The following is a 14,413-nucleotide window of genomic DNA, read 5'->3' as shown; positions in this document are numbered from 1 at the left end:
GGACATGGCCAAGGCATTGACCATCGGCGCGCCGCAACATCCGGCGATGACCACCGCCTATGAACAGGAATGCAGGGACATGCTTGTCCCCCATCTCGACGCTTTGCTCGACAAGGCCGAGGCGGCCGGCTGGGACCGCGGGCAGGCCGCATCGGCGCTCATGTATCTCGCCGCGATGCGGCTGAAGCCCGTCTGAGGCCCCGTCACCGCCGCGGCGGCCTTCACGAACAATTAATGATCGCGAAACTTGTTCGTAACCAGCATCGTGGTATTGTTAAGCTGGGGCTAATGCACAGCGGTGCCAGTGCAGGTTGTTGGGTGGGTTTGAGAATTGGGCGCGAGCGTCGGGTTTGGGGCAAGATTCCATGTCGTCCGGTCGACGGTGCTGGAGTGCAGCGGCTGCGGCGGCGCGGGCCAGGTCTTTGAGTGTCCGCGCTGGACGAGTTCCAACGGCCATTGCTGTCCCGCCGGTACCCAGCAGCGCGGCTGCCCGGGCGTAAGCGCGCCCTGCGCCCAATGTGACGGCGGCCACCTTTCCGATATCGATCCGATGCAGCGGTCGGCTTGAACAAAGCCGGCTGACGACAGGGCCTTCCTGGCCGGCATTATTGTCATGCCCGTGGAACCCGCGACGGCGATCTGTGTTATGTCCTGTTGGCCGCAAGGTGGGGCCCGCCAACGGCCGCGCCGATGTGCCTACCCAAAACAGAAAGCGAGGCCTGAGATGGCTGACGACAAGTCCAAAACAAAGCAGGACCGCAAGCTGGTTTCGAGCGAGGAGCCTTACGAGGTTGCTGCCTTCGCCAAGAAATATGGCATTCCGCCAAGCGAAGCGCAGACCATCATCAAGCGCTATGGGCCGTCGAGAAAGAAGCTCGACGCCTATATGGCCGCTCGGGGATAGAGCCTGCCCCATCCCGATGCGATCGGGGTGGGCGCCCGTCTCGGTGTCCGAGCAGCCGCGAGCCCTCCGGCCGAACCAGTCCCCCGCACTTCGGGAGGTATGGCATGGAGGTCGCAACCATGGCCGACACCATGCGCTGGACCGGCCGCCGCCAGCGCCGGCGTGCGCTTGACGGTCAGCGGCGCGCCGCCCGGAACAGCGCTTTGCCGGCCTTTTGCGTCTGGCCGCGCCCAAGCCTTCGGGACGCATGTTGCACGACCGAATTTTGATTTTCGAGCACGGAACCCTCCCCTGTCGCGTACGTTATACGACGCTTCACAGACCCGGAGACGAGAGCTTGAACGACAAGATGTTCCCAAGGCCCATCAGGTTGAAATTTGCCCCCGAGCGGGAGCGCGTCGTGCGCAGCGCCTGGGAAGGCCTGGAGTGCCTCGGCGACTGGCCGGCGGGCCAGGGTCGGCGGTACCGGGCGGCGTTGCGCAGCTGTCGCGATGCACTGGACGGCTGGACTCCGCCGGAAAAGGCGATGCGGGCGATGATCGACGCCGCGCGCGAAGCGCGGCTCCTCCAATAGCGGGAAACAAAGATGGCTGAGCTGATGCTATCGCCGCCGTTGCGGATCAAGCCACATGGCACGGACACGATCCGCGACATCATTACGCTGAAGGATGCCAGCGAAGTCCTGATCGATTGGCCCCATGCCAAGCGTGGCCCTTTCTATCAGGCGGCGCGCGAACAGGTTGAAGCCGCGCTGGAAAGCAAGACAAGCGCCGCACAGGCCCACGAAGCTTTCACGGCGCTGTGCAATCACGCGGGCGTGCTGGTTCGCTAGACCGGTTCCGTTTCACGCTTTCCTGGAATTGCCTTGGAAAAATCATGAAAAAAAGCAGGCGGGGCGCAATGCCTCGCCTGCTTTTTCGCGGTGAATCCGCCCTGGTTACTGTTCCAGCGGATCGCCCTGTACAATCGGCTGGGTGGTTTCGAGCCCGAAGCCCTTCGGCGCCAACAGCACCACCACGATCACGATGGCGATGGACGCAAGCAATGTTGCGGTGCCGGCGATATCTCTCACGGTCTCGTCCTTTCAAAATCAACTCGTGACGCAAACGTTTCGTTCGGTGCGAGGTTCCCGCCCGGCGACGCCGTCGACGAAACCGGCTTCTACTGCGCGGGCGGCTGGGCCGGCACCTCGCCTGGCTTGATCACCGGCGTCTTGCCTTCGTCTGGAGCCGGAGCCGTCATCCCCTGGTCACCGGTGGCGGGCGGTTTCAGAACGCCGCCGCAATCGCCGAGCGTCTCCGTCAGATCGCCGCCACCAGGCTGCTGTTTGTTGCCTTGCTCTGTCTGAGCCCGGCATTTGTCCGCCTGCGGCGACTGGCTGTCCTGCTGCGGATCCGTCTGGGCCGCGGCTGGCGCGGCCAGTGCCAGCACCAGGCTGAACGGCACGATGGCGAGACTTCTCATCCCGGCCTCCTTTTCTGTCACGGCCGCCCGCGGCGGCCTTGCCTTCACAGGAACAACGCCTGCCGACGAAAAAGGTTGGCCATTTCCGCCCGCGCGGAAATCGGATCACGCCTCCGATGGATTTCTCCCCCGCCGTCGCCTGGCCGATGCCGGTCCCTTCAAGGGCTGAAGGACGGATCTCTGTCGTCGACAGGCATTTCGTCGCCGAGTTGCGCAACGATGATCGATTCCAGCGGCGCCGTCAGCGACCAGCTGAGACGGCCCGGGCGACGATCCAGCACCGCCGAGCCGTTCAGCGATTGTGGCGAAACCCGCTGCAGGACGACGGTGCCGAAACCCTTGCGCGAGGTGTCGTCTAGCCGCTCATCGGCAGGGACTGGCGAGGTTTCCTCCCACACGAGATGGATTTCCCGCTTGCCCGCGACGCCGGTGGCGATCAGCCAGGTGATGTCGATCCTCCCGGCTTCCCCCGACAGCGCGCCATATTTGGATGAGTTGGTCCCGAGCTCATGAAATGCCATGCCGAGATTTTGCACGGCGTTCGGCTGCAGGGTCAGAAGCGGTCCGGACAGCGATACCTGCTCCTCATGGCCAAACGGCTTGAGGTGTTCCTGGATGAGGTCGAAGAGGCTGGCGCCCGCCCATTCCGAGTTCACCAGCAGATCGTGCGAACGCGACAGCGCCATGATGCGGGAACGGACAAGCGCTTCGAACTCATGCGGATCCGTCGAGCGTTTGCTTGTTTCCCTGACCATCGAGAGGATCACCGCGAACTGGTTCTTGACGCGATGATTTACCTCCCGCATCAAAAGCCTGATCCGCCGTTCGCTCTCCTTGGTCGCGGTGATGTCGCGTGCGATCTTCGAGGCGCCGATGATCTTGCCTGATCCATTTCTGATCGGCGAGACGGTCAGCGACACGGCAATGATCCCGCCATCCTTGCGGCGCCGGATCGTCTCGTAGCTGGCCACGAGTTCGCCATTGCGGACACGGCCGATGATGTCGGCCTCTTCGTCCCTGAGGTGATCGGGAATAAGCATGAGCACCGATTGGCCGACAGCCTCCTCGGCAGTGTAGCCGAACATCCGCTGCGCCGCGCCGTTCCAGCTGGTGATGACGCTGTTCAGATCCTTGCTGATGATGGCGTCGAAGGAGGAATCGACGATCGCCGCCAGCCTTGCGTCGGCGGTGGCTTCTATCGGGCCGTTCACGCTTGCCAATTCCGTCATTGCCCCCGACATCCCTCGGTCACGCCCAACCGCCTCGCGCCTGGCCCTCGCCCTCTCAAGCGTATTTCAGGCTTGCGTGATGGATTTCCGCCCATTCCCTGCAATGCAGGCGGGACATTTTGGTTGCAAGGGGGGAGCAACATTGCGCACTGACAAACCTGGATTCGACTTCAGAACCTGGGGAACCTGGGAATGGTGTCGTCCGCGGTGTCGGAGGATGGATCGACCTCGGGGTCTCGTTGCGGGCATTGCTCATAGCGGTGGTCGCGGCCCCCGCAGAAGGAACAGCACATGGCTTCGCGATCGTCGCCGCCAGGCCACCATTTCGGTGTCTCGTAGGGTTTTCTGCTGTCCATCCCCAGCAATGCGCGACGTGCCATTTGGTTGCGCCGCAAAAAGACCGCCTTCTGGCTGTTGCGGAACCGCTGGCCGGGATGCGAGTTTCCGGTGACACGCCCGTTCGAGATAATCGCCATGCCCATCCGCCGGATTGTTCCTGTGACAGCAGCCATCATGCTGGCCGCGACCGGTCTTGCCAATGCCAGGCCCGACACGCGCACGATGAGTTGCGGGCAGCTTCGGCAACTGATCCAGAGCCACCGCGCCGTGGTGCTGACCACCGGGCCCAACACCTATGACCGCTATGTCAGGCAGTTCGGCAACGAATGCGACTGGCCGGAGGTGCCGATGTCGGCCTATGTTCCGACCCGCGACGGCAACTGCCCGGTCTACCGCTGCGAGGAACCGGTCGCCAACTTCCCGAACTGATTGTTGGCGCCGGCCGACGGCATGCGTTGATCCCGGCGCGCGAACCGGCTAGGGGTGGTGCGCCTGCCCGCTTTTCCCGCTTCGTCTAATGGTAGGACAGCGCCCTTTGAAGGCGTGAATCGTGGTTCGAGCCCATGAGCGGGAACCAGCACGCGGCGCAGGATGAGCCAGGTCCGTCCTGATCCAATCCTTTGCGGATTCTTCGTGGTCTTGCGGCGCACCGATCAGGCGCCCTGGGTTCCCTCTAAGGGCTTTCCAACTGCCATCGGCCACGGCGCAAAAAGAGGGGCCGGCGCGTCCGGCGTTGGGGGGGCTTGGGTCGGACGCGCCGTGTGGTCACCGACAACGCCGCACCATCTTGCCGAAGGACATGACCGGGGGGGTCCGCTGTTATGCCGGCAGTCATGTCGTTGCATCAAGACGATCTTGGGCTGCAGGTCCGGTCCAGAGGGTTGGACCGGCATAAAATTTAACACAGGTCCAAGTGGTTCGACTGTTCCATAAGGAACAGGTGCCTCAAAGGTCCCTGCCCCTGAGGTGAGGATTGTCGTGCAGGACCACGTTCAGCAGAGAATTATGAACCTTCAAATGTCCGTTGTATTCGATGAACCCGAGCTTGCGGAATTTGTTCATGAAGGTGCTCACGCGCGACCTCGTGGTGCCAACCATCTCGGCGAGCGTCTCCTGGCTTATCTTCGCTATGACGGTTTGCGGGTCCCCCTCCTTGCCAAAATTCGCCATCAGAAGCAGCAACCTCGCGAGACGCTTCTCGCTCGAATTGAAAAGCTGGTCCACCAAGTCCTCTTCGACGCGGGCGTTCCTCGCCAGCAGGTACGATATGAACATCTCCGAGAACTTCGGCTCCTCACGGAGCACCCGCGTGATGGATGCTTTGTCAATCCGCGTGACGACGCTGTCCACCATCGCGGAGACTGTAGCCAACCGTAACGGCTGGCCGGACAAGCAGCCTTCGCCGAAGAAGTCTCCGCTCTCGTGGAGGGCGACGATCGCTTCCTTGCCCTGCTCTGATACGATGCAGACCTTGACCTTGCCTTTCTGGACGTAGAAGACGGAATCCGCCGGGTCGCCCTGCGAATAGACAGTCTCATTCTTTTGATACGTCGCCACGGTCCTTCCGCCGTCCACCGTATTGAGGAAGGCGTTCACATTGAAAGGGTGCTTGTCAGCCTTGGCCACGACGGGTCTCCATTCGGTAAGATGATATTCTAACGCAGGCCGCGTCCGGAAATCACCTGGATTGATGAAGACAGCTCGCCTCGGCGAATGCCGCTGTGGCAATGGCAACGACGTAGTGGCCATGACCGCCTGTCAGCCCGGCGTATCGATGGTGATGGGGCAACACCGCAGCCAGCTGTTTGCCATTCGAATGCTCGGAACGGCAACGCGCCCTGGCCGCTGTCCCACAGCGGGGAAGTGGCCCCATCGTCCTTTTGGCCCTCCGCTCGCGGATTATGCCGGCACCCCACCGCGACCCGATTTCGCCCCAGCCATCCAGGGTAACGCGGTGGAAACGGGCTCGAGGATTTTGACCGATCTGGCAAACCCGGCGAACGCGTCGCGCGCCACCGAAAGCGGCACGTGACCGTCATGGGCGCGCTGACAGGCCCGAAGCGCGGTCTGATAAGTCGGTCCCCGCCGGCTCTCGGGCCATCGTTCCAGGAACTCGAACGCGTCGGCCAAACTTCCAATTTCCTCGACGACAAACTGCCCGTTTTTGACCAGAACGGGCCGCTCGAAAATCCTGCCGTTCATAGACTCCTCCATCCGTTGAACGAGTTTTTGAGACGAACTGCCCCGGCTTGACGCAGCCCTGGGCGCAAAAAATATGATAAGCGGGATCATGGCTGTCAAGAATTTGACTCATCATCATCGCGAGGGGATGAATCCAGCGGGTTAACCAGCCCTGTGACAACATTCGAACCATCGAGCTGGTTGCCTTGAGGGCACGCCAAAAGATCCCCTCGCTACGGTCGTCGCAACTCTGCACACCGCAATGAATGGGTTGGGCGCTCGGGCCGAGTTGTTGGCGAATGCTCCCTCGAAGGAACGCATATTCCCCTCGATCCGTTGTAGACCATGACCCAACAATTCGGCGGCGTGCCTATCAAAGGCATCCACGGCGTTCGCGTCGTTCGAAATCTCTTCGAAATGAATGACATCCTCACCGACGGCAGCTGGCCCTCCAACGGCCCCAAATTTCTCGCCGCGCTGTCGGCCCTTGTCGAGCAACGCGTCGGCCGATGCAGTCCAAAACAGGTGCGTATTGCTTTCATCAGCGCGGCGATTGAAGCCGACGTACTTCCCGACGCCTTCATGGAAAATTGAAAGCCGCCCCCTGCACGTCAGGCCGCGCGAGGCAAAATAAAAACAGGCTTGGCAATCGAGGCCAAGCACCAAACCGCGCAAGGCGGTGCCGGCATCATCGACGAGGCTGTAGCTCGCCGGGGCAACCCCAACCCTCCCCAGCGAGCCTGTCGCTCCGGTACAGCGAACAATGGAGCAACTACTGCTCTACGAAATCAAGCGCCACTAAGTTGCAGAGCCCTGCCGACAGCGAAATTGCGATTATTTCGCGTCGCCGTCGGTGGGCAGGATTCCATAATCCTGCGACTTGAGGCCTTGCTCCGCCGTAAGGAAGCCGTCGGAGGCAAGACCGCGCCTCAACAGCTCCCTCACCGCGGCCGAGCGACTCGGCATGCGCTTGTCGTAGCGCCAGTTTTCCAGAGCCGCCAGTTCATCCGAAGTCAGCATGATCTGCAATCGTTCCGGGCGTTCCAGTTCAGCCATGTGCGTTTCCTCGCTCAGGACCAAAAATACATCGAGTTAGTATTTAACTCATTCAGCTCAAAATTAGGAAATTACTCATAATGCGTCAAGAGCCTGCGATGCGTGAAGAGCGCATCACGCACAGGATGAGCATCAAGCGTTGTCCCCGCATTTTGATCACTATGCTAACTAGTTGATTTATTTGGATAATATTTATATTGTTACTTGCCATTTCGTAGCGACAGAGGCAAGCTGGAACCTGGAAAGAGCCCATTCCCCCAGGGAGGTTTCAATGCGGTATGATTACTCGGAGTGCCTGCGCCAAGACGTGATTTCCTCGGTCCAGAGGGCGTGCAAGACAGCGGGCATCGTCAACATCACCATGGTCGCGGAGCAGGTCAGGGTCAGGAATCTGGCCGAGAATGTTGCCCTCGAGGACATCGAACACCTCGTCCTGCAGGCGGCACAACTCATTGGCGCGGCAATCGAATTCGACGGCCTGGGCAACGATTTGGCTCTGCTTGGAGATGGCCTCGTCGAGGATGGTGACGAGCACGCAACCGGCCCGCTCGATTTCCCTCAACCAGCCTCGATGCAATAACCGAGCGACGGAGCCAGTACGCGCAGGCGAGCGCTTGATATATGCCGGCGTGGAACAACCCCGGTCTTCGGAAATTACCATGGCGTCTTGGAAGCGGAGGACGTCGTGAAAGACCTGCGCAGGCTCCTTGTCGAAATGTCTTCGAACTGGCTGAAGCGCCGCAAGGCGCAAGCACCCGACAACGTGAAGACGGTCGACGTGAAGACGGTCAAGGCCGCTCCCCGCCTCGCCGAACGGACGACAAGGCAGCGTCCAGTCCACAAGCCCAAGCCGAAATCCGCCCGTGACGTCGCTTCGAATATGTGAGTGATTGCGCGAGGCCGTCGAAAGGCGGCCTGATATGCCTCTCCCTAGCCGGCTTGGGACGATGCCTTCGCCGCCGGCGGATGTCGGCGGCCTCACGCCACAGTGATTGGCCGGGATGAAACCTTGCGTCGCGAGGGGCGTTTTACGACTGCAACGCAGTCGAGGTTCCAATCCAAACCGCATGGTTTTCCAAACCCGTGGTGGTTTCGGTCGGCGTCACGGGCTCCATTCGCCATCTGTCCAATACACAGCAGGCCATCGAACTGCTCACGACACATTGGCGCGACACCGGCAGCCAGAAACATCAGTCCGCGCTGCGCGCCTGCCGCCGGGCGACAAGCGGCGACGTCGCCCCCGATGTCGCCAGGGAGGCGTTTGTCGAGGCCGCGCGCGAGGCGCATATCCTTCTCGAATGAGCTTGATCAAGCGAGCCTGCGTTCACGGCACGTCTGCGCCGTTCACAATGTTGTGATCGACGGAACCGCCTGAAACGACAGGCGTTTTTTTTACGACAGGCGTTTTTGGCAGGCGTTTTGTCAGGCAACATTCAGGAGGCGTTTATGCGCATCATGAACCTCGTCACTCTCGCCCTCATCATCCTTGGCGGTCTCAACTGGCTGTCCATGGGCCTAACCGGCTATGACATAATCGGCACGGCTTTCGGGGGTGCCACCCTGGCCCGCATGGCCTATCTGATCATCGGCCTTGCAGCCATATGGCAGCTCATGCCGGGCTTCCAGAGCCTCACGGTTGGAGAAGTCGATGCCGAAGGGCATGTCCATCATTCGTGACCGGTAAAACAGGGCGGCGGAAAATCCGCCGCCCTGTTGCGTGAAGCCGATCGACCGGCCGCCAAGCACCATGGCGACGATCGGACGGCAGGCGTGCCCTAACTCGCGGCCGCGGCCGGAACCTTCTTCGGCGCGGCCCGCTGACGTCGCACGCGGCGTTTGGCGATGAGCTTGAGGGTGACGGGGGGCTCGTTCGACAGCGCGCCCACCACGGCATCCACCATGCCATTCGCCACGAAATCCGCGTTCATGTCATGGGCCAGCCTGGCGGCCGTTTCCTTGTCCCCGTTTCCGGCCTCAGACCAGAACACGATTCCCACCCGCAGCGCCGCCTTCGCACGCTTCAGCCGGCGAACCAGGAAGCGGGCGTGCTTGACGGAATCCCGGTTCAGGAAGCCGACCACGACAGTGTTCACCGTTTCGAGCCCAAGGCGGCGGATGTTCGAGGGTTCCATATCGGCAAAGCCAGCCTTCGTCGCTGTCGCGCCCTGGACTTCCAGCACCTGCGCCAGCATCGCGGCGGCGGCATCGTCGAGTTCGCCACGCCCGCCGGCGCAAAGCACCGACATACCCGTGCCATCGGGCAGGTCGGCCTCTTCCTCGCCGGCGGCATCGCCTTGGTCGCCCGCCTCCACGGGCGGGATATCCTCCTCGTCCGCTTCCTCTTGCGCGTCGTCGTCGAGGTTGGCCACCAGCGTCAGCGCGCTGGCCGCCACCTGCCGTCTTTGCAGGTCGCCCATGACGCCGCGCGCACGGTCCCGTTCGCCCAGCAGAAGCGCCGGAATGGCGACCTTGTCGTAGAATTCGACTAGATATTTCTCCTCCAGCATCTCCTCGGCGTGGTCGGTGGCTTCGTCCGGATCGCCAGCCAGCAGCCGCTGGTAGAGGCGCGCATGGGGTTCGAGCACGGGCTCGTTGCCGAACAGCACGTCGAGGAATTCAAACTGCGGCACGTGCCTGCCCAGCACCACCAGGCAGACGGTGAGCGGTGTCGACAGGACCAGTCCAAGCGGCCCCCAGAGCCACGTCCAGAAGATGGCCGCAACGATGATCGCCAGCGGCGACAGCCCCGTTCTTGAACCGTAAAGCCAGGGTTCGACGACGTTGCCGGTGACCAGCTCCATCACCACGAACAGAGCGGCCGTCCACAGCACGAGCGACCAGCCGGGCGCCACGGCCAGCGCCAGGAGCAGCGGCAGCAGCATGCCTATGGCCGGGCCGATATAGGGAACGAAACGCAGCGCCAGCGCCAGCAACCCCCACAGCAGCGCATTTGGAATGCCCAGGACCCACAGCCCGATCGCGATCGGTATGGCGTAGACGATGTTGACCACCAATTGCATGAGCAAATAGCGGCCCACCCGCTTGCCGGCATCCTGAAGCGCCTCGGTGGTGCGGTGGAGGTCTCCGTAACCGACAAGCCGGATGAAACGGTCGCGCAAATCCTCCCGCTCGAGCAGCATGAATATGACGACGACGATGATCAGCCCGGCCGATCCGAGCGGGCTGATCAGCGGACCGACTATGTTCTGCAGCACCTCGAGCGGCCTTTCGCGCGCGATGATCTCGACGGGCATCGGCTCGCGCGGCGGCTTGTCCTGGGTGGCCGCCGGCAGCGAAGCATCCTGCCGGTCGATCTCCTGGCCGACACGCTCGACCACGCGGCTCAGTCTGGCGATGATCCCTCCCCCGACCCCGGTTTCCTTGAGCGAACGGATCTTGGCCACGATGTTGGTCTGGTAGACCGGGATGTTCTGCGCCAGTTCGCTGACTTGCGTCACAACAATGAAGCTGAACAGGGCGAGTGCCGCGAAAGCGCCCAGCACGCTGGCGATGACAGCGGCGATCCGGGGAATGCCGATCCGTTTGAGCGCCGACACAAGGGGCGCGAGCGCGAAGGTCAGCAGCAGCGCGATCGCGATCGGCAGGAAAACCTCACGCCCGAAATACAGCGCCGCCACCGTCGTGACGATGGTCGCCACAGTGGGCAATGACGTTCGCGGGTGAGGCGCGGCGGCCGAAAGAATCTCCTCCAGCCCATGTGCCGGAGACGCCGTGCCGTTTCGACGATTGGCCGCCACTTGATGTCTCCCCCTGCCGGCGGCCATGGTCTTGCATATTGAGCCGGCTTGCAACCTTTGCAGCCGAACCGCTGGTTACCTTCAATGCCGGGCCGGTCGGTATGTTCCCACCGTCCGAGGGAATGGAGAAGAATGAGTCTGCTGCGCATCGGGATTGACGTTCCAAGGCTGACGGAAACCTCGGCGATTGGACAGGGCAGCTCAGCGCGCTGCGTGCCTTGCCAGTGCGTGCTCGATCAGCACGTCGATGATCTGGCTGTAGCCGATGCCGATAGCCGCCAGCGCCTTGGCATACATCGAGATGTCGGTGAAGCCGGGCAGCGTGTTGACCTCGTTGACCAGCAGGCTGCCGTCGGCGCGCAGGAAGAAGTCGACGCGCGCCATGGCTTCGCAGCCGAGCGCGCGGAAAGCCCGCGCGGCCATTTCCTTCGCCTTGTCGGCGACCGTGGCCGGGACATCGGCCGGCACCTTCACCACCGCGCCGTCGGCATCGAGATACTTGGCCTCGTAGGTGTAGAAGCCATGCTTGCCGGCCGGAATGATCTCGCCGGGCAGCGACACCGTCAGCGAGCCATCGGCCCGCTGCAGCACCGAGCACTCGATCTCGCGGCCGTCGACGAACTCCTCGATCAGCGCCTTGCCGTCATAGCGGAAAGCCGTTGCGACAGCGTCCTCGAAACCGTCCCGGTCGTTCACCTTGCTCACCCCGAAGGATGAGCCCTGGCGCGCCGGCTTGGCGAAGAACGGCAGGCCAAGCGCCCCGGCAATCTCCTGGAAGGAATGCGTCTCGTTTCGATGCAAGGTGACGGAGCGCGCAACGGCAAGCCCGGCCTCGCGCAGCAGTCGCTTGGCGACATCCTTGTCCATGGCGGCGGCCGAGGCCAGGATGCCGCAGCCGACATAGGCGACATCGGCGACTTCCGCATAGCCCTGCACCGAGCCGTCCTCGCCGAACGGCCCGTGCAGCACGGGAAAGACGACATCGACCGGCGGCAGATCGGGCTGTTTGCCACCATGCGGCGCGGCCACCAGCCTGCCCTTGCCGCCAGGCAGCAAGGCGACCTCTACACCATCCTCTGACACTGGAGCCCCTGCCCCGTCACCGGCTGCCACCGACGACTGTTGCAGCAGCCATTTGCCATCCCTGGAAATGGCGATCGGCACGATCTCGTAGCGCGTCCGGTCGATCGCCTTCAGCATATTGGCGGCCGAAAGGCGCGACACGTCATGCTCGGCCGAGCGCCCGCCATAGAGGATGGCAACGCTTGTCTTGTCCTTCATCGAAAATCCCTCAAAAAATCAAATGGCGACCGCAATGCCGCGATTGGCAAAGAAACGGTCGAAATCGGCTGGCGCCAACACTGCGTTTGCCTGTGTGGCGCGGATATGGCCGGATGGATTGTGGAAGCGGAAAGCCTCGTCCGAGGCGGAAGTGACCAGCACCAGATGCCCGCCCTTCGACGGCGGCTCGCGCTCGGGCCAGCGGATCCAGCTGCTGACCGAAGCGATGAAGAAGCGCGATCGTGAAAGGATCGCCGGTACGTCCGAGACCGCGATATTGGTCATCACCTCGGCCCGCAGGCCGAAGGCCTCCTTCACGAAGCTGACGAAGGGCGCGTAGATCAGCCCCTTGATCGATCCCTCGTTGACGACGTAGCCGCCATATCTGGTGCATTGCCTGGCGAGTTCGATGGTCGGAACGATCTCGCCGCGCGTCGCCAGGATCATCTTCAAGCAGGCCATGCCGCAGATGTTTGCGGCCCAGGCCGCGTATTCGTCGAGCGTTTCGGCGCCTGAACCCCGCCACAGCGGATCGCGCCTGAGGGCAACTTCGGCGCCTTCGGCGAGCACGTCCAGCGTCAGGTCCGAAGTTTCCCACTGGCTGAAAAACGGCACGGTTTCAGTCAGGGGCTTCATGCTCCTTGGGGCTCAATTCAATCTCGTATACGAGAATACGAGATTGGTGAAAAGCCACCAGCGCAGCGAAACGCGGCAGGTCTGGGCCGCATCACTCGGGAGTGCCGGCATCGTAGTGCCCGATGGCGACGAGGATTGTTCGGTAGAGACTGTCCAGTGAAAAAGTAATGCCCTATCCACTTATTCGCGGCAAGTAGTATTAGTTAGCCGTCCCTAATTAGCTCCTTTTGCAAAGATAAAGATTCGTCCGTGCAATTAAGAAAACTGCAACGCGGTGCCGATACTGCTTGCACGTCAGGGGTGACTAGGGGGGATTAGGTGATGGTCGAAGACAATATCTGGGTGGCTTCGCTCAAAATTTATATCCGCAACCGGAAATGGGTTCTCGGATACATCGTTTTGGCTGGCGGGTTGGCGGCGCTTGAAAGCTTCGTGAAAGTCAATTCCGGAGCTTCAATCTTCATCGGCGTAATGACGTCGACCTTCTTGGCTATTCCTGCCCACATCGCCGTTTTGACGCAGCTTGATGCCGACCAGGTATCCAATTGGCTGAAGGAAAGGCCTAAGGCATTTTTCAGTTTCGTAAGACGTTGCCTCTTGCTCGGCTTCCTCGGCGCGATAGCTCCCATTGCGGTTGGGATTGCCATGGTCGTCGGCGGCGTTCATCCGTCCGTCGCCCTGTTGGCGGCACTTCTTGTCTGGGTTTTTTCCGGCATCGCTGCGTTCGCAAAATGGGGTACGATGTTGCCTGCCGTCATTGCCGATGATGATCAAACACTTGCGGTTGCCGGCAAGCGCGGTTCCAAGGTGTTCGGCTATGCGTTTCCGCGTCTGCTCATCTCGTTCGGCCTGATCACTGTCCTGTTCATAGCGACATTGATGCTGCTGTTCTCCCTGTTGGGCATCGATGCCAAGAATCCAGGGTCCCTGTCCCTGGTTCTGCCGGTCGTCGGCGCCATTGTTACCGCCTATCAGATCGTCATGACGTCCGTCGTGTTGTCACGCTCCTATCTCAGAGCGCGACCACCTGCGCCGTCTGCACGCCGGATGGCATTTGTGGCCGGCAGATAAGTCCTCGCCATACGCGCGCCTGCGCACCACACATCCACGCCCATGTGATGCGTTCCTGGTCCTTCTCAGCCACGGCCATTGTCGGCACCATAGAACTGCACGCCAAGCCGTCCGTTCTTTCTCCACCGCACCACGGCACGATAGTTGGCCTCATCAGCAGGCACGTGAAGGACGAAGCGATCGGGAATTGTCACGCTAGGGTCCACCTTCAGTTCCGCGCCGTGAAGGTGCTGATTTCTCACGGAGCAGCTGATCCTCGCGTCATCGGTGATGATGGTCGCATCCTTCAGAACAATTCCACGTGGGTGTGAGCGTCGCTCTATTGGAGGATCAATGGGGTTCATGGCTCTTTCCTCCCGGAATCCTGAAGTGATCGTTCACAATAGCGTCTGCTGCTGGACGGTCGAGCGCAACATCCAATCGAGAGAATTCCGGGGTCACCGTTTCCCGACCTGACCGTGCTGAGGTGAATTTCAGTCGGCACGAAACCGGAA

The 14,413-nt window shown here is 61.6% G+C and carries 22 protein-coding genes and 1 tRNA gene; 12 read left to right on the top strand and 11 right to left on the bottom strand.

Annotation, left to right across the window (positions count from 1 at the left end):
• The first annotated feature begins 4 nt into the window (after positions 1–4).
• From AC56QQ_RS13570 to AC56QQ_RS13555, 4 genes are all read left to right on the top strand, one after another.
• Positions 5–196, top strand: coding sequence for a hypothetical protein (locus tag AC56QQ_RS13570; protein WP_497127855.1), 192 nt, complete (start codon positions 5–7; stop codon positions 194–196).
• A 528-nt stretch (positions 197–724) separates the two neighbouring features.
• A complete protein-coding gene (locus AC56QQ_RS13565) occupies positions 725–904 on the top strand; it encodes a DUF3606 domain-containing protein (protein WP_489862254.1) in 180 nt (59 codons plus the stop codon).
• A gap of 337 nt (positions 905–1,241) precedes the next feature.
• On the top strand, positions 1,242–1,478 hold the full coding sequence (locus tag AC56QQ_RS13560; RefSeq protein WP_256754068.1) for a DUF982 domain-containing protein: 237 nt from the start codon (positions 1,242–1,244) through the stop codon (positions 1,476–1,478).
• A gap of 12 nt (positions 1,479–1,490) precedes the next feature.
• A complete protein-coding gene (locus AC56QQ_RS13555) occupies positions 1,491–1,736 on the top strand; it encodes a DUF982 domain-containing protein (RefSeq protein ID WP_489862256.1) in 246 nt (81 codons plus the stop codon).
• 105 nt (positions 1,737–1,841) lie between these two features.
• On the opposite strand, the gene AC56QQ_RS13550 is transcribed toward AC56QQ_RS13555, so the two are convergent.
• The 4 genes from AC56QQ_RS13550 to AC56QQ_RS13535 all read right to left on the bottom strand — a co-directional run bounded on the left by AC56QQ_RS13550 (position 1,842) and on the right by AC56QQ_RS13535 (position 4,073).
• On the bottom strand, positions 1,842–1,976 hold the full coding sequence (locus tag AC56QQ_RS13550; RefSeq protein WP_489862257.1) for a hypothetical protein: 135 nt from the start codon (positions 1,974–1,976) through the stop codon (positions 1,842–1,844).
• 89 nt (positions 1,977–2,065) lie between these two features.
• A complete protein-coding gene (locus AC56QQ_RS13545) occupies positions 2,066–2,368 on the bottom strand; it encodes a hypothetical protein (protein WP_497127853.1) in 303 nt (100 codons plus the stop codon).
• 158 nt (positions 2,369–2,526) lie between these two features.
• A complete protein-coding gene (locus AC56QQ_RS13540) occupies positions 2,527–3,597 on the bottom strand; it encodes a sensor histidine kinase (protein WP_497127851.1) in 1,071 nt (356 codons plus the stop codon).
• Between the two features lie 170 nt (positions 3,598–3,767).
• Positions 3,768–4,073, bottom strand: a complete 306-nt coding sequence (locus AC56QQ_RS13535; RefSeq protein ID WP_497103803.1) for a hypothetical protein — start codon at positions 4,071–4,073, stop codon at positions 3,768–3,770.
• Here AC56QQ_RS13535 and AC56QQ_RS13530 point away from each other — a divergent pair.
• Positions 4,072–4,365, top strand: coding sequence for a hypothetical protein (locus AC56QQ_RS13530; protein ID WP_497127849.1), 294 nt, complete (start codon positions 4,072–4,074; stop codon positions 4,363–4,365). The genes AC56QQ_RS13535 and AC56QQ_RS13530 overlap by 2 nt on opposite strands.
• A 74-nt stretch (positions 4,366–4,439) precedes the next feature.
• A tRNA-Gln gene (locus AC56QQ_RS13525) sits at positions 4,440–4,513 on the top strand.
• 368 nt (positions 4,514–4,881) lie between these two features.
• Here the strand turns inward: AC56QQ_RS13525 and AC56QQ_RS13520 are convergent.
• Both AC56QQ_RS13520 and AC56QQ_RS13515 read right to left on the bottom strand, forming a co-directional pair.
• Positions 4,882–5,562: a Crp/Fnr family transcriptional regulator gene (locus tag AC56QQ_RS13520; RefSeq protein WP_497127847.1), complete on the bottom strand. Its 681-nt coding sequence runs from the start codon at positions 5,560–5,562 to the stop codon at positions 4,882–4,884.
• A gap of 273 nt (positions 5,563–5,835) precedes the next feature.
• Complete coding sequence (locus AC56QQ_RS13515) at positions 5,836–6,138, bottom strand: DUF982 domain-containing protein (RefSeq protein ID WP_497127846.1); 303 nt, start codon at positions 6,136–6,138, stop codon at positions 5,836–5,838.
• Between the two features lie 324 nt (positions 6,139–6,462).
• On the opposite strand from AC56QQ_RS13515, the gene AC56QQ_RS13510 reads away from it, so the two are divergent.
• The gene (locus tag AC56QQ_RS13510) at positions 6,463–6,711 is read left to right on the top strand and encodes a DUF982 domain-containing protein (RefSeq protein ID WP_497127844.1); all 249 of its coding nucleotides are present in this window, start codon (positions 6,463–6,465) and stop codon (positions 6,709–6,711) included.
• A 240-nt stretch (positions 6,712–6,951) separates the two neighbouring features.
• Here AC56QQ_RS13510 and AC56QQ_RS13505 read toward each other — a convergent pair whose 3' ends face one another.
• Positions 6,952–7,173 carry a hypothetical protein gene (locus AC56QQ_RS13505; RefSeq protein ID WP_489862265.1) on the bottom strand — a complete coding sequence of 74 codons (222 nt, stop codon included), beginning with the start codon at positions 7,171–7,173 and terminating at the stop codon, positions 6,952–6,954.
• Positions 7,174–7,444: 271 nt separating this feature from the next.
• Between AC56QQ_RS13505 and AC56QQ_RS13500 the strand changes: the two genes are divergently transcribed.
• The 4 genes from AC56QQ_RS13500 to AC56QQ_RS13485 all read left to right on the top strand — a co-directional run bounded on the left by AC56QQ_RS13500 (position 7,445) and on the right by AC56QQ_RS13485 (position 8,850).
• Positions 7,445–7,753: a hypothetical protein gene (locus AC56QQ_RS13500; RefSeq protein ID WP_497127841.1), complete on the top strand. Its 309-nt coding sequence runs from the start codon at positions 7,445–7,447 to the stop codon at positions 7,751–7,753.
• Positions 7,754–7,858: 105 nt separating this feature from the next.
• On the top strand, positions 7,859–8,059 hold the full coding sequence (locus AC56QQ_RS13495) for a hypothetical protein (protein ID WP_489862267.1): 201 nt from the start codon (positions 7,859–7,861) through the stop codon (positions 8,057–8,059).
• A gap of 197 nt (positions 8,060–8,256) precedes the next feature.
• Entirely contained in the window at positions 8,257–8,475 is a 219-nt protein-coding gene (locus tag AC56QQ_RS13490; protein ID WP_497127839.1) for a DUF982 domain-containing protein, read from the top strand.
• Positions 8,476–8,619: 144 nt separating this feature from the next.
• Positions 8,620–8,850, top strand: coding sequence for a DUF378 domain-containing protein (locus AC56QQ_RS13485; protein ID WP_489862268.1), 231 nt, complete (start codon positions 8,620–8,622; stop codon positions 8,848–8,850).
• A 98-nt stretch (positions 8,851–8,948) separates the two neighbouring features.
• On the opposite strand, the gene AC56QQ_RS13480 is transcribed toward AC56QQ_RS13485, so the two are convergent.
• The 3 genes from AC56QQ_RS13480 to AC56QQ_RS13470 all read right to left on the bottom strand — a co-directional run bounded on the left by AC56QQ_RS13480 (position 8,949) and on the right by AC56QQ_RS13470 (position 12,848).
• Positions 8,949–10,931 (bottom strand): AI-2E family transporter, encoded by a 1,983-nt coding sequence (locus tag AC56QQ_RS13480; protein ID WP_497127837.1) that lies wholly within the window; start codon positions 10,929–10,931, stop codon positions 8,949–8,951.
• Positions 10,932–11,132: 201 nt separating this feature from the next.
• On the bottom strand, positions 11,133–12,212 hold the full coding sequence (locus AC56QQ_RS13475; RefSeq protein WP_497127835.1) for a D-alanine--D-alanine ligase family protein: 1,080 nt from the start codon (positions 12,210–12,212) through the stop codon (positions 11,133–11,135).
• 18 nt (positions 12,213–12,230) lie between these two features.
• Positions 12,231–12,848: a cysteine peptidase family C39 domain-containing protein gene (locus tag AC56QQ_RS13470; RefSeq protein WP_497127833.1), complete on the bottom strand. Its 618-nt coding sequence runs from the start codon at positions 12,846–12,848 to the stop codon at positions 12,231–12,233.
• Between the two features lie 321 nt (positions 12,849–13,169).
• On the opposite strand from AC56QQ_RS13470, the gene AC56QQ_RS13465 reads away from it, so the two are divergent.
• The gene (locus tag AC56QQ_RS13465) at positions 13,170–13,919 is read left to right on the top strand and encodes a hypothetical protein (RefSeq protein WP_497127831.1); all 750 of its coding nucleotides are present in this window, start codon (positions 13,170–13,172) and stop codon (positions 13,917–13,919) included.
• A gap of 65 nt (positions 13,920–13,984) precedes the next feature.
• Here AC56QQ_RS13465 and AC56QQ_RS13460 read toward each other — a convergent pair whose 3' ends face one another.
• The gene (locus AC56QQ_RS13460; protein ID WP_497127829.1) at positions 13,985–14,263 is read right to left on the bottom strand and encodes a PilZ domain-containing protein; all 279 of its coding nucleotides are present in this window, start codon (positions 14,261–14,263) and stop codon (positions 13,985–13,987) included.
• Positions 14,264–14,413: the final 150 nt, after the last annotated feature.

The sequence above is a fragment of the Mesorhizobium sp. RCAM 05099 genome, from assembly GCF_059683685.1.
Note: the sequence above shows the minus strand (reverse complement) of the source record. Positions and strands in the feature narration are given on the sequence as shown.